The sequence below is a fragment of the Candidatus Photodesmus blepharonis genome, assembly GCF_000731795.2.
Classification (GTDB): Bacteria; Pseudomonadota; Gammaproteobacteria; order Enterobacterales; family Vibrionaceae; genus Vibrio; species Vibrio blepharonis.
This window is the reverse complement of the sequence record NZ_JGVK01000001.1, coordinates 1-23,375: the sequence shown is the minus strand read 5'-3', so window position 1 is coordinate 23,375 and position 23,375 is coordinate 1. Positions and strand designations below refer to the sequence as shown.

21 protein-coding genes and 1 pseudogene are annotated in these 23,375 nt (G+C 36.6%); 2 read left to right on the top strand and 20 right to left on the bottom strand.

Annotated elements, in window-relative coordinates; genetic code table 11:
• Position 1: 1 nt before the first annotated feature.
• From CF67_RS00110 to guaB, 3 genes and pseudogenes are all read right to left on the bottom strand, one after another.
• Positions 2-1,483: pseudogene (locus tag CF67_RS00110) on the bottom strand (alanine/glycine:cation symporter family protein); the annotation flags it as partial.
• Between the two features lie 353 nt (positions 1,484-1,836).
• A complete protein-coding gene (gene guaA / locus CF67_RS00105; protein WP_034412865.1) occupies positions 1,837-3,393 on the bottom strand; it encodes a glutamine-hydrolyzing GMP synthase in 1,557 nt (518 codons plus the stop codon).
• 177 nt (positions 3,394-3,570) lie between these two features.
• The gene (gene guaB / locus CF67_RS00100) at positions 3,571-5,034 is read right to left on the bottom strand and encodes an IMP dehydrogenase (RefSeq protein ID WP_034412864.1); all 1,464 of its coding nucleotides are present in this window, start codon (positions 5,032-5,034) and stop codon (positions 3,571-3,573) included.
• Positions 5,035-5,201: 167 nt separating this feature from the next.
• Here guaB and xseA point away from each other — a divergent pair, with 167 nt between their 5' ends.
• On the top strand, positions 5,202-6,530 hold the full coding sequence (gene xseA, locus CF67_RS00095) for an exodeoxyribonuclease VII large subunit (protein ID WP_034412986.1): 1,329 nt from the start codon (positions 5,202-5,204) through the stop codon (positions 6,528-6,530).
• A 110-nt stretch (positions 6,531-6,640) separates the two neighbouring features.
• Here xseA and der read toward each other — a convergent pair whose 3' ends face one another.
• The 17 genes from der to CF67_RS00010 all read right to left on the bottom strand — a co-directional run bounded on the left by der (position 6,641) and on the right by CF67_RS00010 (position 22,184).
• The gene (der, locus tag CF67_RS00090; RefSeq protein WP_034412984.1) at positions 6,641-7,981 is read right to left on the bottom strand and encodes a ribosome biogenesis GTPase Der; all 1,341 of its coding nucleotides are present in this window, start codon (positions 7,979-7,981) and stop codon (positions 6,641-6,643) included.
• Positions 7,982-8,106: 125 nt separating this feature from the next.
• On the bottom strand, positions 8,107-9,252 hold the full coding sequence (bamB, locus tag CF67_RS00085; protein WP_034412862.1) for an outer membrane protein assembly factor BamB: 1,146 nt from the start codon (positions 9,250-9,252) through the stop codon (positions 8,107-8,109).
• A gap of 12 nt (positions 9,253-9,264) precedes the next feature.
• Positions 9,265-9,879 carry a YfgM family protein gene (locus CF67_RS00080; protein WP_034412860.1) on the bottom strand — a complete coding sequence of 205 codons (615 nt, stop codon included), beginning with the start codon at positions 9,877-9,879 and terminating at the stop codon, positions 9,265-9,267.
• A 41-nt stretch (positions 9,880-9,920) separates the two neighbouring features.
• A complete protein-coding gene (gene hisS, locus CF67_RS00075) occupies positions 9,921-11,192 on the bottom strand; it encodes a histidine--tRNA ligase (protein WP_034412858.1) in 1,272 nt (423 codons plus the stop codon).
• A 24-nt stretch (positions 11,193-11,216) separates the two neighbouring features.
• Positions 11,217-12,341, bottom strand: a complete 1,125-nt coding sequence (gene ispG, locus CF67_RS00070; RefSeq protein WP_034412982.1) for a flavodoxin-dependent (E)-4-hydroxy-3-methylbut-2-enyl-diphosphate synthase — start codon at positions 12,339-12,341, stop codon at positions 11,217-11,219.
• A 14-nt stretch (positions 12,342-12,355) separates the two neighbouring features.
• Positions 12,356-13,192 (bottom strand): RodZ domain-containing protein, encoded by an 837-nt coding sequence (locus tag CF67_RS00065; RefSeq protein WP_034412856.1) that lies wholly within the window; start codon positions 13,190-13,192, stop codon positions 12,356-12,358.
• 323 nt (positions 13,193-13,515) lie between these two features.
• The gene (rlmN, locus tag CF67_RS00060; RefSeq protein WP_034412980.1) at positions 13,516-14,592 is read right to left on the bottom strand and encodes a dual-specificity RNA methyltransferase RlmN; all 1,077 of its coding nucleotides are present in this window, start codon (positions 14,590-14,592) and stop codon (positions 13,516-13,518) included.
• 65 nt (positions 14,593-14,657) lie between these two features.
• On the bottom strand, positions 14,658-15,083 hold the full coding sequence (ndk, locus tag CF67_RS00055) for a nucleoside-diphosphate kinase (RefSeq protein ID WP_034412854.1): 426 nt from the start codon (positions 15,081-15,083) through the stop codon (positions 14,658-14,660).
• Between the two features lie 51 nt (positions 15,084-15,134).
• Positions 15,135-16,424 carry an aminopeptidase PepB gene (gene pepB / locus CF67_RS00050; RefSeq protein WP_034412978.1) on the bottom strand — a complete coding sequence of 430 codons (1,290 nt, stop codon included), beginning with the start codon at positions 16,422-16,424 and terminating at the stop codon, positions 15,135-15,137.
• A gap of 142 nt (positions 16,425-16,566) precedes the next feature.
• Entirely contained in the window at positions 16,567-16,770 is a 204-nt protein-coding gene (gene iscX, locus CF67_RS00045; protein WP_034412852.1) for a Fe-S cluster assembly protein IscX, read from the bottom strand.
• A gap of 67 nt (positions 16,771-16,837) precedes the next feature.
• Positions 16,838-17,176 carry an ISC system 2Fe-2S type ferredoxin gene (fdx, locus tag CF67_RS00040; protein WP_034412849.1) on the bottom strand — a complete coding sequence of 113 codons (339 nt, stop codon included), beginning with the start codon at positions 17,174-17,176 and terminating at the stop codon, positions 16,838-16,840.
• Between the two features lie 9 nt (positions 17,177-17,185).
• Complete coding sequence (hscA, locus tag CF67_RS00035) at positions 17,186-19,039, bottom strand: Fe-S protein assembly chaperone HscA (protein WP_034412847.1); 1,854 nt, start codon at positions 19,037-19,039, stop codon at positions 17,186-17,188.
• A gap of 17 nt (positions 19,040-19,056) precedes the next feature.
• The gene (gene hscB, locus CF67_RS00030; RefSeq protein WP_034412845.1) at positions 19,057-19,575 is read right to left on the bottom strand and encodes a Fe-S protein assembly co-chaperone HscB; all 519 of its coding nucleotides are present in this window, start codon (positions 19,573-19,575) and stop codon (positions 19,057-19,059) included.
• 69 nt (positions 19,576-19,644) lie between these two features.
• Positions 19,645-19,968, bottom strand: a complete 324-nt coding sequence (iscA, locus tag CF67_RS00025) for an iron-sulfur cluster assembly protein IscA (protein WP_034412843.1) — start codon at positions 19,966-19,968, stop codon at positions 19,645-19,647.
• A 44-nt stretch (positions 19,969-20,012) separates the two neighbouring features.
• A complete protein-coding gene (gene iscU / locus CF67_RS00020; RefSeq protein WP_034412841.1) occupies positions 20,013-20,402 on the bottom strand; it encodes a Fe-S cluster assembly scaffold IscU in 390 nt (129 codons plus the stop codon).
• 32 nt (positions 20,403-20,434) lie between these two features.
• Complete coding sequence (locus tag CF67_RS00015) at positions 20,435-21,649, bottom strand: IscS subfamily cysteine desulfurase (RefSeq protein ID WP_034412839.1); 1,215 nt, start codon at positions 21,647-21,649, stop codon at positions 20,435-20,437.
• A gap of 61 nt (positions 21,650-21,710) precedes the next feature.
• On the bottom strand, positions 21,711-22,184 hold the full coding sequence (locus CF67_RS00010; RefSeq protein ID WP_034412837.1) for an Rrf2 family transcriptional regulator: 474 nt from the start codon (positions 22,182-22,184) through the stop codon (positions 21,711-21,713).
• A gap of 336 nt (positions 22,185-22,520) precedes the next feature.
• On the opposite strand from CF67_RS00010, the gene CF67_RS00005 reads away from it, so the two are divergent.
• Entirely contained in the window at positions 22,521-23,318 is a 798-nt protein-coding gene (locus CF67_RS00005; RefSeq protein WP_034412834.1) for an inositol monophosphatase family protein, read from the top strand.
• Positions 23,319-23,375: the final 57 nt, after the last annotated feature.

Here is a 23,375-nt window from a genome sequence, read left to right as displayed (position 1 = left end):
ATTTTTTATTCTTTTTTTCCCAGTAACTAGCACCTCTAATACCCAGCTTGATTGGATCAAACTTGTATTCAGTAACTCCTAACTTTTTCTGTTTATCATAATCAGCTAAAGCTTTTAACGCTGGTTTTGACATGAAAGAGATAACCAAAATACCTATAATGTTGAGCCAAGCCATTAAACCAACACCGATATCACCCATAGCCCAGGCCACATTTGCTTCCTTTATAGTGCCGTAAAATGCAGAGAATACTAATACCAATTTAAGTACAAAGATCGATCCGTTAGCCTTAATTCCACGAGCAACATAAGCAATATTAGTTTCTGCAATATAATAATAGGCAAGAATAGTAGTAAATGCGAAGAAAAATAGCGCTATCGCAATAAATAGTTTGTCTAATCCAGGCAAGGCACTTTCAACTGCTAATTGAGTGAAAACAGGTCCATGAGGATTAACATCTGCCGGAATATTCTGGAGTAAAAACAAATTTTCTGTACTGCTATGTACATTATATGAATCGGTAATGAGAATCATAAATGCCGTTGCAGAACAAACTATTAAAGTATCAATGTAAATTGAAGCTGATTGAACGAGACCTTGTTGGGTAGGATGCTCAACACTGGCTGCAGCTGCTGCGTGCGGACCAGTACCTTGACCAGCCTCATTTGAGTAAACTCCACGTTTAACTCCCCAACCAATGGCTGCACCAAAACCCGCCATTGGGCTAAAAGCATCTTTCAATATCATACTAAAAACCCTTGGCACTTCATTGATGTTCAGCAAAACTATGATAAGAGCTGTCATCACATAAGCTAATGCCATGAAAGGCACCACGACCTGAGTAAAATTCGCAATACGCTGTACTCCACCAAAAATAATAAAACCTAAGGTAACGGCAATAATTGTACCAGTGAAAATTTTAGTAAAACTAAACGTACCAATAGCACTGTTAATCATCATTACAGGACCAAGTGCAGCCTCTACTGCATTACCAATACTATTCGATTGCACACCCGGTAAAAGAACACCACAAGCAAAAATAGTCGCGAGAGCAAATATCCATGCATACCACCTTCCTCCCATCGCTTTTTCAAGATAGTAAGCCGGCCCACCACGAAACTCATTTCCATCTTCCTCTTTATAAATTTGAGCGAGAGTAGATTCTGCATAAGCTGTTGCAGCACCAAAAAAAGCAACAACCCACATCCAAAATATTGCACCAGGCCCACCAAATCCAATAGCGGCAGCAACACCAGCTATGTTACCTGTGCCAACACGACCAGATAACGATACCGCTAAAGCTTGAAAGGAAGAAATACCGCTTGAAGAATCTTTTCTAGAAAATAATAATCGCCACATTTCAAAAAAATGGCGAACCTGAACAAACCTAGTTGTTATTGAGTAAAACAAACCAACACCCAAGCATAAGTAAACCAATGCTGGACTCCAGATAACTCCATTGACAAAATCAATTAATGATGTCATAAACATTTTCCTGTTTTGTAATTTTATTATTTCGATACGCTGGTAAGCACAGACTACAACATTAGCCGCTAACTTTTTATTGCTTTTATTCTCAATTAGCTTTTATTGCTGCACTATCGATCTATGCATAGTTGAAGCGGCGTGCTCTCTATATGAAATATGCATTTACATACCATTTCCTTCAAAGATTTAAGTATTCTCAAAACAATCCTCCTCTATTATTCTTCAGTTAAAACAAGATACAAAAGTATCAGATACAAATTATATAACGCGAGCGAAGTGATTCTACAACAAAAATAATGAACAAGTGAAGATTAAAGAATAAACGTAAAGAATTCATCAAGTTATTTTCTTCACTCCCACTCAATAGTTGATGGCGGCTTTCCAGAAATATCATAAACAACACGCGAAATTCCTTCTACTTCATTTATAATTCGGTTAGAAACTTTACTCAGAAAATCATACGGTAAACATGCCCAACGTGCTGTCATAAAATCAACAGTTTCAATAGCACGTAATGAAATGACCCAGTCATACTTACGAGCATCACCCATAATACCAACAGAACGGATAGGTAAAAATACTGCAAATGCTTGAGAAACCTTGTAGTATAAACCCCAAGAATAAAGCTCTTCGATAAAAATAGCATCTGCGAGACGTAATAAATCACAATGCTCCTTCCTAATTTCACCGAGAATACGAACGCCCAAACCTGGACCTGGAAACGGATGGCGATAAAGAACATTATAGGGAACACCTAATTCTAGGCCAATTCTACGGACCTCATCTTTGAATAATTCACGTAAAGGCTCAATAAGATTCATATCCATGTCATCGGGAAGACCAGCAACATTGTGGTGTGATTTAATCATTTGCGCTTTGCCTGTTTCAGAAGCAGCAGACTCAACGACATCTGGATGAATCGTACCTTGGGCTAACCATCTAGCATTTTTTAATTTTTTAGATTCTTCATTAAAAATATCAATGAAAACTTTACCAATAATTTTGCGTTTTTCTTCTGGATCAAGCTTACCTCTTAAAGCCTCAAGAAAACGATTTTCAGCACTAACGTGAATAATATTCATAGAAAATGACTGGCTACTAAATATCTCCATTACTTTCTCTGATTCATTTAAACGCAAAAGACCATTATCAACAAACACACACGTCAATTTAGTACCGATAGCTAGATTCAAAAGTGCTGCTACAACAGAAGAATCAACGCCACCAGACAAGGCGAGAACTACTTCATCATCACCTACTTGGTCTCTAATACGGGCGATAGCATTATCAATAATAAACCTAGGTTTCCATTTACGCTCACAACCACATATACCTACCACAAAATTTTTTAGAATTTGGATACCATTCTTAGTGTGAGTCACTTCTGGATGAAATTGCACACCATAATATCTCCTCTCTTCATCTGCCATTGCTCCATAAAAACAAGTGTCAGTCTGCGCAATCTGGGCAAACTGAACAGGAATCTCAACAACTTGATCAGCATGACTCATCCAAACATCTTGAATTTCATCAAGATCTTTAAAAAGGGAAGACGTATTGGTAATTTTGATGGAAGCATGACCAAACTCACGTTCTCCAGTACCCATAACTTTTCCACCAAACTGTTTAGCTATAAGATGCATCCCATAGCATATACCAAAAATCGGAATACCACAGGAAAAAATATATTCCGGAGCACTTAGAGAATCTTTTCTTCCTACGCTATCAGGCCCACCAGATAAAATAATACCCTTCGGATCAAATTTACAGATATCTGACTTTTTTACATCACAATTAAAAACCTCGCAATAAACACCAATCTCACGAATACGACGGGCTATCAATTGCGTATACTGGGAACCAAAATCCAAAACTAGAATACGTTGCTTATAAATATCTTTAATCATTTTAAAAAGTTTATCCAGGCAGATGGAACTAAGAGCATTCTCTCTTCTTTTAATTAAATATTCAAGAAATTAAGAGCATTTGGCTAATATCTTAATATATTAAATTAAAATTAAGTGTTGACGTATCAAAAAATTGCACTTCAATAAGCAAAACAAACCGTAATCTACCAAAAATTATTAGCCCAAGCGATAGTTAGGCGCTTCTTTTGTGATTTGAACGTCATGTACATGCGATTCTTCCATACCTGCACCCGAAATTCGAACAAATTCAACTTTAGTACGCATCTCTTCAATGGTAGCAGAACCTGTTAAACCCATACTCGAACGAAGCCCCCCCATTTGCTGATAAACTATTTCTTTTAAATGACCTTTGTAAGCGATACGACCTTCAATACCTTCCGGAACGAGCTTCTCAGTTAAGTTACTAGACTGAAAATAACGATCTGAAGAACCCTGAGACATAGCACCTAGTGATCCCATACCCCGATATACCTTGTAAGACCGACCTTGATATAGAGTAATTTCTCCTGGAGCCTCTTCAGTACCAGCAAACATTGAACCCACCATTACAGATGATGCACCTGCCACTATCGCTTTGCAAAGATCTCCAGAAAATCGAACACCACCATCTGCTATAATAGGCACACCATATTCATCAGCTACTGATGCGGCATCAGAAATAGCTGTAATTTGAGGGATTCCAACACCAGTCACAATTCGAGTAGTACAAATGGAACCAGGTCCGATACCAACTTTTACTGCATTTACACCTGCGTCAATCAACGCCTTAGTACCAGAAGCTGTCGCAACATTACCACCGATAATATCCAAATTTGGGTAGGCAACACGTATTTCGCGAATACAGTTCAAAACACCTTCAGAATGCCCATGTGAAGAATCGATTAATAACACATCAACACCTGCCGCAACTAACGCCTCAACACGCTCTTCATTACCTATACTTGCGCTAACTGCTGCACCAACACGCAGACAACCTTGCGAATCCTTGCAGGCATTTGGTTTACGTTCTGCTTTATGAAAGTCTTTCGCTGTTATCATACCAGTTAGTTGAAATTTACCATTGACCACTAAAACTTTCTCTACGCGCGCACTATGCATTTTTTCTTCAACATTTTTTCGAGACGCGCCTTCTTTGACGGCTACTAAAGATTTTTTAGGTGTCATAACTGCTTCTACTTTCTTAGAAAGATCAGTAATAAAACGAGTATCACGACCAGTTATAATACCAACCAACTCATTGTTTTTAGTGACAACGGGAAAACCTGCAAAACCATGTCTTTTGGTTAAGGCTATAACGTCTCCAACTGTGGCATTCGGAGGTACAGTTACAGGAGAAGATACCATACCAGCCTCAAAAATTTTCACCAAATGAACCTGTTCTGCTTGGCGTTCAATTGACATATTCTTATGAATGAAACCGATACCACCTTCTTGAGCAAGCGCAATCGCTAAGCGCGCCTCTGTAACGGTATCCATCGAGGCCGAAATTATAGGAATATTTAACAAGATGTTTTGAGTAAGCTGCGTTCGAAGATCAGCAGAAACTGGAAGAACAGCAGATCGCGCTGGGACAAGTAAAACATCATCAAAAGTCAAGGCTTCTTTTACGATTCTTAGCATTTGCAACATCCCACAACAAAGCTGCCGTTTAAAACTTCACATTGATTATACATACAGCACGATTCCTTTGCTATAATTTTTTAAATTTTTATTTGTGTTTTATTGCCATATGTTAGAGAATTCCCCTTCGCATTTAGATGAAATCTATTGAGGATAACGAGTTTGTGCTGCCTGCGATAAAAAATAAAAACATCTTCACTGTTTCGCAATTAAATTCTAAAGTTCGCTCATTGATTGAAGAAATAGGAACTGTTTGGTTGGTAGGAGAAATATCAAACTTTTCTATACCAGTATCCGGTCACTGGTATTTTACACTCAAAGACTCTAATGCTCAAGTCAAGTGCGCTATGTTCAAAGGAAATAACCGAAGTGTTACTTTCAAGCCTAAGAATGGCAAGCAAATTTTAGTTAAAGCTCATCTTTCTCTTTACGAACCTCGTGGAGATTATCAGTTGATAATTGAAAATATGCAACCAGAAGGTTATGGTCAATTACAACAGCAGTTTTATGAATTAAAAATAAAGCTAGAGAAAGAAGGGCTTTTTGCCCAAAGCAATAAAAAACCTTTTCCCAAGCATCCCAAATGTATTGGTGTAGTAACTTCAAGTACTGGAGCTGCACTCTTTGATATACTTGATATACTAAAGCGTCGTGATCCAAGCTTATCTATAGTGATCTATCCTACCATGGTACAAGGAAATGGTGCAGAAATACAAATAGGAAAAATGATCAAACAGGCTAATATACGTAACGAGTGCGATCTAATTATTCTTGGACGTGGTGGTGGTTCCCTAGAAGACTTATGGTGTTTTAATAACGAAGCCTTGGCACGTATCATTGCTTCTAGCCAGATTCCAATAATCAGTGCAGTTGGTCATGAAACAGATATTACGATCACCGACTTTGTTGCTGATATGCGAGCTCCAACTCCCTCTGCAGCAGCAGAGTTAGTCAGTTCCAGCAAAGATAATAAAAATGAAATGTTAGCTCACTTATGTCATAAATTGTCAAATACAATTCATCACTACCTATCGATTAAAAAGCAGCTGTTAACACAATCCACGCATCGGATTGAAAAACAACATCCGAATTATCAAATCCATAAACAAAATCAACAACTAGATATCCTAACAAATCGTTTAGAGAACTACATTAAGCAATATCTTTCTTACTGTGAACAAAAAATAAAACATAGACAGTACCTTTTACAACTACATACTCCGAGCAAACAACTTGAACAACAGAAAGTTCGGTTAACTCGTACCGTACAAAGGTTGCTGGGCAGCATGGATAAAAAGTCGCTCAATATCCAGCATAAGCTGTCTTTGACTTTAGAAAAATTGGAAGCACTCAGTCCTCTAGCAACACTAAGACGTGGTTATTCAATTACACAAACAGCACAAGGTGATGTAGTCACCTCTTGGCAAAGTTTAAAAACAGGAGACAAACTGAGGACACAACTGATAGACGGAGAAATTAGATCAACTGTAAATTGACTTTTAAAAAAACAAACTGAGTCTTTAAAAACAAGAAATTGAAACAATAATTAATTCAGCTTTTTTCTTAGCTCCGATAAAATCTTTCGTACTTTTCCAACGTCTCCCTCCTACTTACTTGCTCTAACATTAAATGGGTTTTTACTATTTTTGAATTGAACACGAATTGGCGTACCTACAATATTCAATGACTTACGATAATAATTCATTAGGTATCGCTTATATGATAACGGTATAGTATCAACTAAATTACCATGAATTACTATAATTGGTGGATTATAACCGCCAGCATGTGCATATTTTAGTTTTACACGACGACCACGTACCATAGGCAATCGATGATTATCAATTGCCATTTTCATAATGCGAGTCAACGATGCAGTTCCAACACGAGTCGTTGCTACTTCATAAGCCTCTCGCACGGATTTAAATAAGCTTGTGAGTCCTGTTCGGTGTAACGCTGAAATAAAGTGAATACGAACAAAATTAACGAAGCGTAAACGACGTTCGAGCTCTCTTTTAACATGCTTCTTCATATCAGTATTCAAAGTATCCCATTTGTTCATAACGATCACAATTGAACAACCAGTATTCAACGTAAAACCAAGTAGACTTAAGTCCTGATCGGAAATGCTCTCATAAGCATCAATAATAAACAAAACAACATTAGCACTTTCAACTGCTTTCAGTGTCTTAATTACTGAAAACCTTTCAACTATCTCATTGACACACTTACGACGACGTACACCAGCAGTATCTATCAAAATATACTTACATCCATTATAGCACATTGGGATATAGATAGAATCTCTTGTGGTTCCTGGTAAGTCGCAAACAACTACACGATCTTCTCCTAAAATACGATTTATCAAAGTTGATTTACCTACATTGGGACGACCAATAACAGCCAGCTTTATTGGCTGATCTTGTTGTAAGTTTTCAAGCTGACTCTCTTGGCACTCTTTAATAAATAGACTTGAGAGAGAATCAACAAGTTTTTCTATACCATGAGATTGACTAGCAGAAATTGGGTATATATTCTGAAGACCCAATTGACAAAACTCTGTTATTGCTACCTCAACATTCACACCATCTACTTTGTTTGCCACAAGCATCACTCTTTTTCCGATACGACGCAAACGCTGCAAAATTTCTTTATCTTCTACCATCAAACCTGAACGCACATCTACCATGAAAAGTACAATATCAGCTTCATTTATTGCAATAAATGATTGCTCTGCGATTTTAGTTTCCATACTTCCTTTGCTATCAACACCTCCAGTATCAACTACAATAAATCTATGTTCGCCAAACTCAGCTCGACCATACTGACGATCACGTGTCAAACCTGGAAAATCAGCAACTAATGCATCGCGAGTATTAGTCAATCGGTTGAATAGAGTAGATTTACCTACGTTTGAACGTCCAACAAGAGCCACAACAGGTACCATACAAAACCTCTATAATTTTCCGCGTTAACTAACGATCACTCCTATTTGATCATAAAATTAAACTTTAATTTTTTAAAGCTCTCTCCCCCACTTTCTTTATTCGAGGATAGACAGAAAAAAATTTATTAGTTAATCGCCAATTTCTTTAAGTTCCCATTACGAGTAATCAGCACATAACCACCAGGAATTTCAATCGGCCCTACTGCGAAACCACTGTCATCAACCATCTGTTGAGCAATTAATTCACCATTTTTCCGATCGATCCAATGTAAATATCCTTCATTATCACCAACAACGAGATATCCGTTAATAATTTTAGGAGATGTCAACAAACGATTACTTAGTTGATGATTTTTCCAAATCTCTGCCCCGCTTTGAGGATCGACCGCCACCAGGCGATCTATATCCGTTACAATAAATATTCGGCTACCATCGCTCACTAAATCAATCGCAGAAGAGTAAGTGCGTTTCCAGATCAGCTGTCCAGAATATAAATCAACAGCAACCAACTTTCCGTTGATACCAACTGCAAATAAATTGTTGCCCAAAACTAATGGTAATGAATCTACATCTACAAGACGGCTAATTTCTGTACCTCCCTGAGGCAAACTGACAATTTTCCTCCAGATTAACTCCCCTTGTTCAAGCGTAGCCGCTGCTAAATAACCATCAGCAGTTCCCCAAAAGACAGTTCCCCAAATAGCCACTGGAGTACTATCTCCGCGCAAAGTTAAACTTGGAACATCAGTCTGAACTGTCCACTTTTTTTTACCACTATCTTGCTCTAGTGCAACTAAAGCGCCTCTGTTCGTATTTACTATAACCATATTACTATCAGTTACAGGACTAGATAACACTTCACCACCAACATCAGTAAACCAGATCAATTTACCGCATTCTACATCTAATGCTATCAGCTGACCATTTTCAGTACCGATAAATAATTTACTGTATGCCGCGCTAATACCACCAGATAGACGTGCTGAAATATCTCTCTCAAGATTATTTTCCCACAATGTAGCACCATCTTCAGGGTTTAACGCTTTGATCAAACCCGACCGACTTGCAACGTAAATTTTACCATAAGCATACTTAGGGGTTAATTTAGAAAAGTGATGCCCTACACCCTGACCAACAGAAACTGTCCATTCCTCAATTGGGATAAAGCTACTTTGTACTTTTGGAACAAATGTACCCTCTGTGCCAGCACATCCCACAATTACTTGAAGGAAAACTACGAAGATCAGCTCATTGCTAAACAATTTTCTCATCAACGAATACCCTTACTTCGCTAAATCATCTAACTTCATTTTTAAAATTGGATTCATACCCCCTAGACTTTGAGCTTTTCTATACATTTCATAGGCAGCCCCTCTATCACCTTTACCTAAAAAAATATCGCCATGAAGCTCTTTCACTCGACTTTTCCAACTAATATCTTTAATGTTTTCTAACTCCATAATAGCAGAATCAAAATTCCTCTGTTCAGTTTGAATACGAGCAAGACGATATGAAATTATTGATTTTAATAATGAATCTCTAGTATTAGCCTTTGCCCACTGCAATTCTGATAACGCCTTAGGTAGATTAAGTGCTTCAATTTGCAACTTAGCTGATTTAAGTGCCGCTAACACTGAGTATTCAGAATTTTTATTAGCATGAATAAAACTTTTGATTTTTGTCTCTGCGTTCGCATTTAAAGGTTCTGGTAAAGTAATCACGTTCATATATGCTTTAGAAATATTTTTTTGTTCCATACGTGCTGAATCTAGATAAATAAACCAACTAAATAAAACACCTAGAATAACTATCAGGCTAAAAAACACTATTTTTCTATATTTTTTCAAAAAATACTTGATTACTTCAATATTTTTTCCCCGACAATTGTCAAGATCCACCGTCTTCTATACCTCTTAAACAAGCACTTTAGGATTTATACTTACCGACTTAACTTAGCCAAGTACTTTGCTACTTCGCTTTGAGAATATATATTTTGTGCACCATTAATAAGATCCTTTACTACTACTGTTTCTTTTTTTATTTCTTCTTCGCCAAGAATAAGGGCAATAGTTGCACCAACTTTGTCTGCACGTTTCAACTGTTTCTTAAAACTACCACCACTAAAATGATTCATTATTCGAAGAGCTGGTAATTCTTTACGCAGCTGTACAGCCAGCTGCATACTTACTACCATAGAATCTTCACCAATAGTTACGATATACACATCAACACTAGGACAAACCTGAGTCAACTCCAGCTTCTTTAACATTAAAATTAGACGCTCAAGTCCCATAGCAAAGCCCACAGCACATGTCGATTTACCTCCAAGTTGCTCAACTAAGTTATCGTAACGACCACCACCACAAAGAGTACCTTGCGAACCTAAGGTATCAGTTATCCACTCAAAGACAGTACGATTATAGTAATTCAATCCGCGAACTAAACGTTCATTAACTGTATATGCAATACCTGCTGCATCTAGAAATTTACATAAACCAATAAGATGTTGTTTAGAACCTTCATCTAAATATTCAGAAAGACAAGGAGCATCACCTAAAATTTTTTGAACATCAGTATTTTTAGTATCAAAAATACGTAGCGGATTAGTGTGCAAACGACGTTTACAGTCCTCGTCTAACATATCAACATGTCTTTTAAAATATGAAACTAATGCGATCCTGTGTTTCTTACGCACTTCTAAAGAACCGATAGAATTCACTTCTAAACGCACATGCTTATCAATACCCAACTCACGCCAAATATGCGCAGATATCATAATCAATTCAGCATCAATATTAGGACCATTTAGACCAAATACCTCAACACCAAATTGATGAAATTGACGATAACGACCCTTTTGCGGACGCTCATAACGAAACATCGGTCCAATGTACCATAATCGCTGTTCCTGATTATATAATAAACTGTTCTCTATAGCGGCTCGCACGCAACCAGCAGTACCTTCAGGACGTAAAGTTAAATTTTCACTGTTCAAATCTCTAAAAGAATACATTTCTTTTTCAACTACATCAGTAACTTCACCGATAGCGCGTCTGAATAAATGCGTTCTCTCAACTATTGGTATACGCACTTCGCTATAGCCATAGGTACCAATTATATTTTTAATTACATCTTCCACTTTTCGCCAAAGGGGGCATTCTTCTGGAAGACAATCACTCATACCTCGAACCGCTTGGATAATTTTTTCCACAATACTTACCGTAATATAATTTAATTAACTGGATTCGATCTGATTTATATTGATGCGGTTATTCTGATCAAGCATTAAAGCTTTAATACGGATCTTCTCTTCTAACTTATCGACAAGATCGCTATTATCCAAGCGCTCTCGTTGATGTTTTCCATCCTCGTAAAAAGCGCTCTTTTTACTGTTGCCTACTATTCCTAAATGCGAGATTTGTGCTTCACCTGGACCATTAACTACGCAGCCAATAATAGAAACATGCATCGAAGTGATAATATCTTCAAGACGACGCTCCAACGCACTAACCGTTTTAACTACGTCAAATTCTTGACGAGAACAACCTGGACAGGCGATAAAATTAATACCACGTGAACGAATATGTAATGATTTTAGGATATCAAAACCAACTTTTATCTCTTCAACAGGATCCGCCGCTAATGAAATACGCAAGGTGTCACCGATTCCTTCAGCAAGCAGTATACCTAAACCAACGGAAGATTTTACAGTACCAGCACGCAACCCACCAGCTTCCGTAATCCCTAAATGCAGCGGTTGATCTATTTCCTTCGCTAATAAACGGTATGAATCAATAGCTAAAAAAACATTGGACGCTTTTACACTGACCTTAAATTGATTAAAATCAAAACGATCAAGCATATCAACATGCCTCATTGCTGATTCAATTAAAGCAGATGGTGTTAGCTTTCCATACTTCAGGTAGATATCTTTTTCAAGCGAACCTCCATTTACGCCAATTCGGATCGGAATATTTTTATCGCGAGCACAATCGACAACAGAGCGAATACGTCTTTCATTGCCAATATTACCAGGATTAATACGTAAGCAATCCGCACCATATTGCGATGCTTTAAGAGCAATACGATAATCAAAATGAATATCAGCAACCAATGGAATAGAAACTTTTTGCTTAATTGTTCTAAAAGCCTCAGCCGCATTCATTGTAGGTATAGAAACACGAACAATATCTGCACCAGCTTTTTCTAAAGCACAAATTTGAGAAATAGTTGCATCAACATCTGTAGTTTTTGTATTGGTCATAGACTGTACTGCAATGGGAGCATTATCACCAATTGGAACACTACCAATATAAATGCGCCTCGATGGACGACGTTTAATACACGGGTTATATTGCAACATAATTTAAGTTTCTAAGGTAGAGTAAAACGAGCAACAGTACCCACAGCGTACTTTGACAAGTCAATAGATTCATTTGCAAATGTCATAGAAACGCCTTCTGGTACACCTAAAACAACACTAAATGGTAGGGATCCAATTATTTCCAACCTTTGTCCAGCTTTTTTAACACCTGTTGATAACACTTTGTTCTGAGAATCTTTTATTTGAATCCAGCAATCTTTTTGAAAAGATACAATAAGTGCTTCTTCATCGTATTCAGAAATTATAGGAACCTCTTTAATCGTAGTGTTTTCGATTGAATAAGAAGGAATAGTTCCATCAGAAAGAACCTGAGAAAGTAGTTCCAGATTTTTAGTAGAATTTAAATTCTCATCAACCTTCTGTAGTGCGAGTTCTCCATTTTTGCTAATGCTGATGGGTTTATCTTTATCATCTTGTTGATTTTGCCACCACCAAAAAACTGAAATGCTAATAACGACAATAGATATTCCCCACGTAAGACTCATGATCCGAGTATCATGACGTTCTCGCCTAGTTTTCTCCGAAAAACTGAACATTTCATACTCTTGATATTTAATATCAGTACAATCATCTAAAGCGTTCAATACAAGAGATTCATTCAACCCTACAACTTTAGAATAAGAACGTAAGTAACCACGAATAAAAGTGAACACCTGACCAAAGTTAAAATTATTTTCTTCAATATTTTTAATAACAGATAAACGCAACCGCAAGCGATCAGCAATTTGTTTTTGAGATAATCCAAGCTCTTTACGACGTACTTTTAGTAAAGTTCCAGGTCTCACTTTTTTTTGTTCTTCGCTTACAACTACTTGCTCATTACTCATTATTTTGCATGCTTCTTTTTGTATTTTTCTTACTCATTCTATAAGTCTAATTTATTCACTGAATCATTGCCTCCGGCTACTCAAATACTAAAAAACCAATATTTTTTCAGGATACTTTATCTATCATTGACGAAAATAGACTATATTAGATTAATTTTAAATTTAAAATAGATTATTAATACTTAAACAATAAAGATTAAAAATAAACGTCAAATTTTTTCAAACGATTAAAATAAGAGCCGTGTTCTGGCCTTAATTATATGAACTCTATATAACGAAAAAGAACACGTCAAAACCTAAGTCAAACCTAGTAGTCATTTAGCCTACTTCGTTTTATCAATCACATCTCCAACTAATTGACCACATGCGGCATTAATATCATCACCACGAGTTTTTCGTACCGTAACTATATAATTATGCTCCATCAGCTTTTTTTTAAAATTCGCAATACGAGAGTTACTTGTTTTATTATAACAAGAACCTGGATATCTATTAAACGAAATCAAATTGATTTTACACGGAGTGTCCTTCATCAACAAAGCAAGCTCATGCGCATGCTCTACACTGTCATTTATAGAATTCAAAAGTACATATTCAACTGTCACCTTACCACGATTAGCATTTGAAAATGCAATATAACGACGAACTGATGCAAGAATATGCTGAATGTTCCAACGTTTATTAACAGGCATGATAGTACTACGTAACTTGTTATTGGGCGCATGCAACGAAATAGCTAAAGCCACATCTACTTTACCAATCATTTGATTAAGACCTGACACAATACCAGAAGTTGAAACCGTTACGTGACGTTTCGATAAACCAAAACCAAAATCGTCCAACATTAAACTCAAGGCTGGAAAAAGATTTTTAACATTGAGAAGAGGTTCACCCATACCCATCATGACCACATTGGTGATCGGTTGAAATCTGAACTTCTTCTTTTTCTTTACGCTAATTTCCTGCGTTGCACGCCAAACTTGTCCAATAATTTCAGATACTTTCAAGTTGCGATTAAATCCCTGCTGTGCTGTCGAACAAAACTTACATCCCAGTGTACAACCTACCTGAGAAGAAACACATAACGTAAAACGATTATTTTCTGGAATATACACAGTTTCAACACACTGATCACCTACGCTCATCATCCATTTTATAGTACCATCACGAGAGTGTTGCGTTTTAGAAATAGAGGGTGCTTGAATTTCACATCTATAACGTAATTTCTCACTCAGTTTTTTACCAATGTCAGTCATTTCATCAAAATCATCCACTCCGAAATGATAGATCCATTTCATCACCTGTTCAGCTCGAAACGCCTGCTCACCAAGCTCTTTAACGAAAAAAGCACGCAGAGCTTCTCGATCAAAATCAAATAAATTGACCTTATACAAGCATATATCCCCTATTTGGCAAAACGAAAAACTACTTTGATAACACGCAACATAACTAAACGTTAAGTAAATTAATGTGGATAAATTTCAGATACAGGAAAAAAAAATTCAATTTCACGAACAGCAGATTCTAGATTATCTGATCCATGTACAGAATTACAACGTGTACTCAAAGCATAATCGGATCGGATAGTACCACATGCAGCCTCTTCTGGATTCATTTTTCCAATTAACTCACGATAGCAAGCAACCGCGTTTCTACCTTCCAAGATTTGAACCATAATAGGACCAGAAATCATGAACTCTTTAAGTTGAGGATAATAAAATTTATCTTGATGCTCAGTATAAAAGCCAAGTACCTGTTTCTCATTTAAACGAAGCATTTTAGCTGCAATAATACACAAACCTGCTTTTTCAATACGATGATAAATTGCACCAATTAAATTCCTTTTTACTGCATCAGGCTTAATTATAGACAACGTTCTTTCCAAATTCACAAGATATCCTTTTCTTCTACCATAAACAAACCTCAAAAATAATACTGATGTTTAACCGTTTGTGATAATCTGAGCAATAGTTCTCACCCCCATACCTGTTGCACCTGCAGCCAAGATATCGCTCGCCACTTTACGATAAGCTCCAGAACAATCAAAATGCAACCACTTTTTTTTATAATTATCAACAAAATAAGAAAGAAATGCTGCTGCAACACTTGCATCTTGAAAAAAATTATCACCGTTAATATTAGACAAATCAGCAAAATTAGAAACAAGCATCCCACGATGGAAATCAGCCAATGGTAAACGCCACAAGCCCTCTTTTTCCTCTTGAGCTATAGTTAAAGCTCGATCCGAGAATTCCTCATCAAAACTCAATAATGCATGATAATCATTACCCAAAGCACTTTTAGCAGAACCCGTTAAAGTTGCACAATCGATAATCATCTCAGGATTTTGTTCGCTAGCATACAGAAGACCATCAGCCAAAACCAAACGACCTTCTGCATCCGTATCCATAATCTCGACAGTTTTACCATTTTTATAGGAGATTATATCACCTAGTTTAATAGCTTTACCAGATATCATATTTTCTGCGCAACATAAAATAAGCTTCACTCGCTTCTTTAAACCACGCATAATTGCTAAAGCAAGAGCACCAGCAATTATTCCTGAACCTCCCATATCCGCTTTCATACTACTCATAAGAGCAGAGGATTTTAAACTATAACCACCTGAATCAAAAGTAATTCCTTTTCCAACTAAACAAGAAAAAACAGGAGCATTTACATCGAAAGTAGGATTATAATCAAGTTGCAACATTACAGAAATTTGTTTTGAACCTCGACCAACTGCGTAAATACCTTGCCAATTCTCAATTAGTAAATTTTTGTCTTTCACCATTTTTGCTGTAACCATACCCTCTGGTGCAACAGACTTAATAAATTCAACAACCATAGTTGCCAATCTATATGGAGTCACCTCTTCTGCACTCTTATTAGTAATATCACGAGTCCAATTAGTTACTTTTATTCGAGATTCAAGTTCCTTTTTTTCGACTTCCGAGAATAAATTCCATTTTAGAAGATTCCTATTTTGAGGACTATAATAGCTTTGATGAAATATCCAAATATTTTCTAAATCCCAACCTTCTCCTCGAAGAGAAACAGATAAAATACCCAAATTACACAACTTACGAGCAGCAAGTTGAATAACACTGTAATTATGATGCTTATTCAAATGAATTGTTGCACTACTCTCAGAAAACGACAAAAAAGCATTTTTCCCCCACTGAGGCTTTGCAGGCCTGCAAGTAATATGCACAGGCATTGTTGTTAACATAGCTACTTCCCTCTTTAGAATAAAACAAGAAACAGTGAATGAATCAATGCGATCACGCGTAAACTGTAACACAGTAAATTCGTCAAAGAGCTCTAAATTAAGTAATCATCCTCGCATTCCAAATCCAAAACTCATAACCTTACTAAGAATTAGATTTTTCCAGCTTCATCCAACATAACAAAATTGCCTCTAAAATTTTTTCGCTTGAGTGATCAGGTTTGCCATCAAAATCATTTAAGTCTAGAACCCACTGATATAGATCAGTTAAACGAACTGTTTTAGGATCAACATCAGGAAACAAATTGTGTAATTCAATCGCAATATCACGTGAATCTTTCCAGTTCATTATGGTACCTCCCTCCCTTATTTGTACAATTCTTACAAAAAATGCACTTCACAAGAATTTAAAATGACTAATAGTTATCTAACACATAATTCACTGTATATTTTGGAATTTCTATAACAAGATCCTCGTCCAATACCTTAGCTTGACAACTAAGTCGAGACTCTGGTTCAAGTCCCCACGCTCTATCCAGCATATCATCTTCTAATTCATCACTTATCTCTAAAGAATCAAAACCTTCACGAATCACAATATGGCATGTGGTACATGCACAAGACTTTTCACAAGCATGCGGAATATCTATAGCGTTTTCTAAAGCCACATCAAGAATACTTTCGCCTGACTTAGCTTCTAAAACTGCACCTTCAGGACAAAGTTCTGAATGCGGTAATACAATAATCTTAGGCATATTTGCCTCTCAAATATCATCAATCGAATGACCTAAAAGAACTGATCGAATCGATTGTTCTATACGACTTGAAGCAAACTTTTGACTTGCTTTATCTAACTCCTTAATACCTCTCTCAATTTCACTAGCATTACCATTATCACAAAGCGTGATTAACTTTTGAATCTGACACGATAAGTGTTTCTTTTCTTCGGATGATAACAATACTTCAGCATCAGCTTTCATTGCTGCAACAAGGGCTTCAATAATACCTCTAGCTGCTACCCTTTGTTCAGCAAACGCACGGGCATCCGCATCTTCTTTAGCGTTAATTACCGAATCTTTTAGCATACTTATTGCTTCCGTATAACCCAGACCATAAGATGGCTTAACTTGAATATCAGCTTTTACACCACTACTTTTTTCCGTAGCTGTTACAGACAACAGGCCATCAGCATCGACTTGGTAAATCACTCGAATCTTCGCAGCACCTGCCGTCATAGAAGGAATCTTCTTTAAGGTAAATCTGGCTAACGAACGACAACCGTCAGCCATTTCGCGCTCACCTTGAACGACATGAATCGTCATCGCTGTTTGAGCGTTTTTATACGTCGTAAACTCTTGTGCTCGAGCAACTGGAACTATTGTATTACGTGGAATAATTTTTTCAACTACACCTCCTACAGTTTCAATGCCAAGAGATAGAGGAATGACATCCAATAACAACACTTCTAAATCAGATCGATTACCTACTAAAAGATCAGCTTGAATCGCAGCACCAATCGCTACTGTTTCATCAGGATTAATACTAGTCAACGGGACACAATTTAAAAAATCACCAACCATTTGAAGTACTAATGGAATGCGAGTCGAACCCCCAACCATAACTACTTCTATTACTCTACTGATATCCACTTCTGCGTCTTTCAACGCTTTAGAACACAAAATTAAGGTTTTTTTCACAAGGGGTTGAATGAGAGCATTAAATTCTTCGCAAGTAAAAGTTCCAATCCACCCGAAAATCGATACTTCAACAAAATCAACATAAGATAAACGCGTTTTTGCATCAATTGCAATATCAAGCAATTCACGCTTTTGTTCAGAGGATAGTTTACCTTTTAAATTTGCTTTAGCTTGAAAATATTCAGCAACCAAGTTGTCAAAATCATCACCACCTAAAGCAGAATCACCCATTGTTGCTAAAACTTCAAAAACACCTTTGGATAAACGCAAAATAGAAATGTCAAATGTACCACCACCGAGATCATAAACAGCTATAACACCTTCTCGGCCTGAGTCTAAACCATAAGCAAGCGCAGCTGCAGTTGGTTCATTGAGCAAACGTAATACACGAAGACCAGCTAAATTAGCAGCATTTTTTATACACATACGTTGAATATCATCAAAGTAAGCTGGCACAGTAATAACAACGCCAGAAAGCTCACCACCTAATCTCTCTTCAGCACGCTTGCCAAGAACTTTAAGAATTTCAGATGAGATCTCGACTGGACTTTTATCACCCTGATTTGTTTCTAAAATAGGCAACCCACTCTCACCTTTTTTCAAAGTATAAGGCAATAATGGATAACAATTCTGAATATCATCAAACGATCGCCCAACCAAGCGCTTGATGGAAAAGATGGTATTTTTAGATTCAATTTTAGCCCTTTCTTTTGCGTTATGACCAACTAACAACTCTCCCGAAGCGTAATTAACTATTGAAGGTAAGATACCTCGGTTTTCAGAATCCAAAAGAACCCTAGCCTCACCTTCCTTTACAGAAGCAATCAAAGAATTTGTTGTGCCAAAATCAATTCCTGCAGCAAACTTGTGCCTACGTAAAATACCACTTTGATTTGGTTCTTCAATTTTAAGTAACACAATAACAAATCCTTATTTAGTCAATAACCAAATGATTTATCTTCTATTCGTTGTTCAATCCTACTTTTAAACTTAGCAATAAACTGAAGTTTTTTTAAACTTTCCATAGCATTTATCCACAAAGCAGCATCTAACTCTTTCTCCATTAACATCAAATGCTGTTTGTAACTCTTACTAACTTTTCTATAGAACTCAAGCAAAGCGTCCTTACCTTCCGGATTAAGAAGTACCTCTTCCAGTTCTTCGTATAATTCCGTTTGTTTTATTAAAAATGCGGGATTTTGGATCATCTTCCGATCATTGATTCCAAAACCATTCTGCAACAACAAGTACTCAGCACGCGAAAGCGGATATCTCAACACTTGATATGCGTCATTAATTTGCAAAGCTTTCTGTAAAGACTTCAGACGTTCTTGTTCCGAAGCAAGCACAAACTTATCCGGATGAAAACGCTTCTGCAACATCCTAAATTTTGAAGAAAGAAGAGCATTGTCTAAACGAAACTGAATTGGCAAATCAAACAACTCAAAATAATTCATTGACAGAACAACCCTATCTTATGAATAATTTAAAGTGTAGTTAGCTTACTGTTTAAAAAATAAGAAAAACTAAACTCTAAAACTTTCACCACAACCACATTCGTCTTTAACATTTGGATTGTTGAATTCAAAACCTTCATTTAATCCCTTTTTAACATAACTAAGCTCAGTACCATCAAGATAAATTAAACTTTTAGGATCGACTATCACTTTAACTCCCATATGTTCAAAAATTTTATCCTCCACATTAAGCATATCGGCAAACTCCAAAAAATAAGCCATACCAGAACAACCAGTCGTTTTTACTCCTAAACGCAAACCTATGCCCTTACCTCTGTTTTTTAAAAAAGCCTTAATTCGTGTTGCTGCCGTTTCTGTTATTGTGATAGCCATGGGAGAACGTCTTACCTTAAATTTATAAAAAAATCAGTTGCTTCTCAATTATCGATCATACGTTTTTTTCTATAATCTGCAATAGCTGCTTTAATTGCATCCTCAGCTAAAATAGAACAATGCACTTTCACAGGAGGCAGTTCTAGCTCCTCAGCAATCTCAACATTTCTAATTGAAATCGCTTCATCAATACTTTTTCCTTTTACCCACTCTGTAACTAACGAACTAGAGGCAATTGCACTACCACAACCATAAGTCTTAAACTTTGCATCTTCGATAATACCTTCCGGTGTTACCTTGATTTGCAACTTCATAACATCACCACAAGCTGGAGCTCCAATCATACCACTACCAACATTTGGATCTTTCTTATCAAGGGAACCAACATTACGCGGGTTCTCATAATGATCAATTACTTTTTTACTATACGCCATAACATGCACCTAGAAATTAAATTCTTAAGAAATTAGTGATGAGCCCATTTTACAGCACTCAGATCAACGCCGTCTTTATACATATCCCATAAAGGTGACATATCACGCAATTTGTCCACTGCAACACGAATTTGAGATACCGCATAATCGATCTCTTCAATTGTCGTAAAACGACCAAAGGAAAAGCGAACTGAGCTATGCGCAAGTTCATCATCTAGACCTAAAGCACGTAATACATATGAAGGTTCTAGACTAACTGAAGTACATGCGCTACCAGAAGAAACAGCCAGATCTTTTAAAGACATGAGCAAAGATTCACCTTCTACAAAAGCAAAACTAATATTTAAATTATTCGCTAAACGTTGTTTTAAATCACCATTAATAGTCACTGCCTCTATATCTTTAATGCCGTTAAGCAAACGATCACGTAACTCTTTCGCATGATTTAAATCTTTACCCATATCCTTTGCTGCAATACGAAAAGCTTCTCCCATTCCAACAACTTGATGAGTAGCCAAGGTACCAGAGCGAAAACCACGTTCATGACCACCTCCGTGTATTTGAGCTTCTAGACGAATACGCGGTTTACGACGAACATATAATGCACCAATGCCTTTTGGTCCATAAATTTTATGTGCAGATAACGAGATTAAATCTGCTTTTATTTTCTGTACATCAATAGGGAGTTTTCCTGCAGATTGTGCAGCATCAACATGGAAAATAGTATTATGCTCACGACATAGATCACCAATAGCGGCAATATCTTGAATTACACCTATCTCATTATTTACATGCATAATAGAGACAAGAACAGTATCTTTACGAATAGCAGCCCTGAGCTCGTCTAAATCAAGAATACCATTCGCTTTAGGCTCTAGATAAGTTACTTCGAAACCTTCATGTTCAAGCTTACGACATGGATCAAGAACAGCCTTATGTTCTGTTTTAGATGTAACAATATGCTTACCTTTTTCAGAATAGAAATGAGCGATACCTTTAATGGCAAGATTATCAGATTCAGTCGCACCTGATGTAAAAATAATCTCACGCGGATCAGCATTTAATAAATTAGCAATTTGCTCACGAGCCACGTCAACTGCTTCTTCAGCCTGCCAACCATAACGATGAGAACGAGAAGCAGGATTACCAAAAGCACCATCAATAGTCATATATTGAACCATTTTTTCAGCTACACGCGGATCAACAGGACAAGTAGCTGAATAATCGAAATAAATAGGAAACTTCATTTTAATACTCCAAAGTAAAGACTATTGTTAGGAGCGAATATTAGTGTAAAATAAATCAGTACTATATACTACTGCCCGAAAAATTGCGATTGGCTATCAAATCGACATTTTGACGTTCCGAAATCTTCAATACTTCATTATTGGTCATAAGTTCACCAATCGTAATACTGTCTAAAAATCCATTTATACGTGAGTTTAAATTTAACCAGAAAACATGCGTTAAACAAAGAAGACCATTTTGACAATCGCCTTTCCCGCTACATTTCGTTACGTCAAGAGATCCATCCACTGCGAGAAGAACGCTTCTAATTGCAATTTTACGTCCATCAACACCTAGCTGATATCCTCCAGCAGGTCCACGAGTACTAACAACTAATCCCGCCTGACGCAATCTTAGAAATAATTGCTCTAAGTAAGAAAGAGAAATGCCTTGACGGATTGATATATCTGCTAAAGGAACTGGAACTTCTTCTGAATGTAAAGCCACATCTAACATGGCCGTTACAGCATACCTTTCCCTGGATGTAAGTTTCATATCACACTATGCTAAAAAATTATATATTAATGATAATTGCATACCTGATTAAAATAGTCAAGTATATGGCTAGAGAAGATCGGAAAAAGAAGAATTTTATTAAGAATGATTATAGCTTCAAATTAATCCTGGTATAGAACAGTCCAGTTAAGTTAAAGTTCATTACTTATTCACCTTCTGAATTTTTATAAAATTTCAAGGAAAATTATCGGGATATCAAATACATATTCACCGATAAGTAGCATTTCAAAATAATTTCTAGTCTATTATCTTTAAAATTTAAATTCTGATAGACTACTCCTATTTTTTCGTTCTTTAAAATGCTGGGAAAAATATATGCATCCAATACTCAACATTGTAGTACGGGCTACACGAAAAGCAGGTAATTACATTGCTAACTCATTATCAGAACATGAAAGAATTGAGCTAACTCAAAAAAACATAAAAAAATTGATTTCTGAGAAAAAAGCAGAAGCGATCATTGTAAACAACATCAAAAATTCGTACCCTGAACACTCAATTTTTAGTGAAGAAAGTGGTTTCCTTAAAGGTAAAAAAAAGCATGTGTGTTGGATTATTGTTCCAATAAGTGGAAGCAAAAACTTTGAAAAAAAATTACCACATTTTTCTATATCCATAGCAGTTCGCATAAAAGATAGAACAGAGTTTGCGTGTGTTTATGATCCAATACGTAACGAACTATTCACAGCCCAGCGTGGTTGTGGCGCCCAATTAAACAATACACGTATTCGCGTTAAAGAGTTTAAAAAAATCAAAGGAAGTATAATTGCTACCGGTTTTTCATTTGAGAAACAAAAATATTGTGAATCATATATAAAAACAATATCATCCTTAATGATAAACTCCGCGGATTTACGTTGCACTGGTTCATCTGCTTTAGATCTGTGTTATCTTGCAGCTGGGCGTTTTGACGGGTATTTTCAACTAGGCTTAAAATTTTGGCAAATCGCTGCCGGCGAATTGATAGCAAGAGAATCTGGAGCTATTTTGACTGATTTTTCAGGAGGCACTAAATATATAGAATCAGGCAACTTAGTTGGATCAAATTCAGGCAACATCAAAAATATACTTAAGCATATCATTCACTACAACAATATCTCATTAGAGGAATAAGAATAAGAGAAGCCCGTTCACAAGTAAAGTGGCGGAGTGGACGGGATTCGAACCCGC

What these genes read in the sequence shown, in the direction of transcription:
- hscB (WP_034412845.1), bottom strand. Translation starts at nt 19,575, where the DNA reads ATGAATTATTTTGAGTTGTTTGATTTGCCAATTCAGTTTCGTTTAGAC.
- pepB (WP_034412978.1), bottom strand. Translation starts at nt 16,424, where the DNA reads ATGTTAACAACAATGCCTGTGCATATTACTTGCAGGCCTGCAAAGCCT.
- CF67_RS00005 (WP_034412834.1), top strand. Translation starts at nt 22,521, where the DNA reads ATGCATCCAATACTCAACATTGTAGTACGGGCTACACGAAAAGCAGGT.
- CF67_RS00065 (WP_034412856.1), bottom strand. Translation starts at nt 13,192, where the DNA reads ATGAGTAATGAGCAAGTAGTTGTAAGCGAAGAACAAAAAAAAGTGAGA.
- iscA (WP_034412843.1), bottom strand. Translation starts at nt 19,968, where the DNA reads ATGGCTATCACAATAACAGAAACGGCAGCAACACGAATTAAGGCTTTT.
- bamB (WP_034412862.1), bottom strand. Translation starts at nt 9,252, where the DNA reads ATGAGAAAATTGTTTAGCAATGAGCTGATCTTCGTAGTTTTCCTTCAA.
- fdx (WP_034412849.1), bottom strand. Translation starts at nt 17,176, where the DNA reads ATGCCTAAGATTATTGTATTACCGCATTCAGAACTTTGTCCTGAAGGT.
- CF67_RS00015 (WP_034412839.1), bottom strand. Translation starts at nt 21,649, where the DNA reads ATGAAGTTTCCTATTTATTTCGATTATTCAGCTACTTGTCCTGTTGAT.
- der (WP_034412984.1), bottom strand. Translation starts at nt 7,981, where the DNA reads ATGGTACCTGTTGTGGCTCTTGTTGGACGTTCAAACGTAGGTAAATCT.
- iscX (WP_034412852.1), bottom strand. Translation starts at nt 16,770, where the DNA reads ATGAACTGGAAAGATTCACGTGATATTGCGATTGAATTACACAATTTG.
- iscU (WP_034412841.1), bottom strand. Translation starts at nt 20,402, where the DNA reads ATGGCGTATAGTAAAAAAGTAATTGATCATTATGAGAACCCGCGTAAT.
- CF67_RS00010 (WP_034412837.1), bottom strand. Translation starts at nt 22,184, where the DNA reads ATGAAACTTACATCCAGGGAAAGGTATGCTGTAACGGCCATGTTAGAT.
- guaB (WP_034412864.1), bottom strand. Translation starts at nt 5,034, where the DNA reads ATGCTAAGAATCGTAAAAGAAGCCTTGACTTTTGATGATGTTTTACTT.
- guaA (WP_034412865.1), bottom strand. Translation starts at nt 3,393, where the DNA reads ATGATTAAAGATATTTATAAGCAACGTATTCTAGTTTTGGATTTTGGT.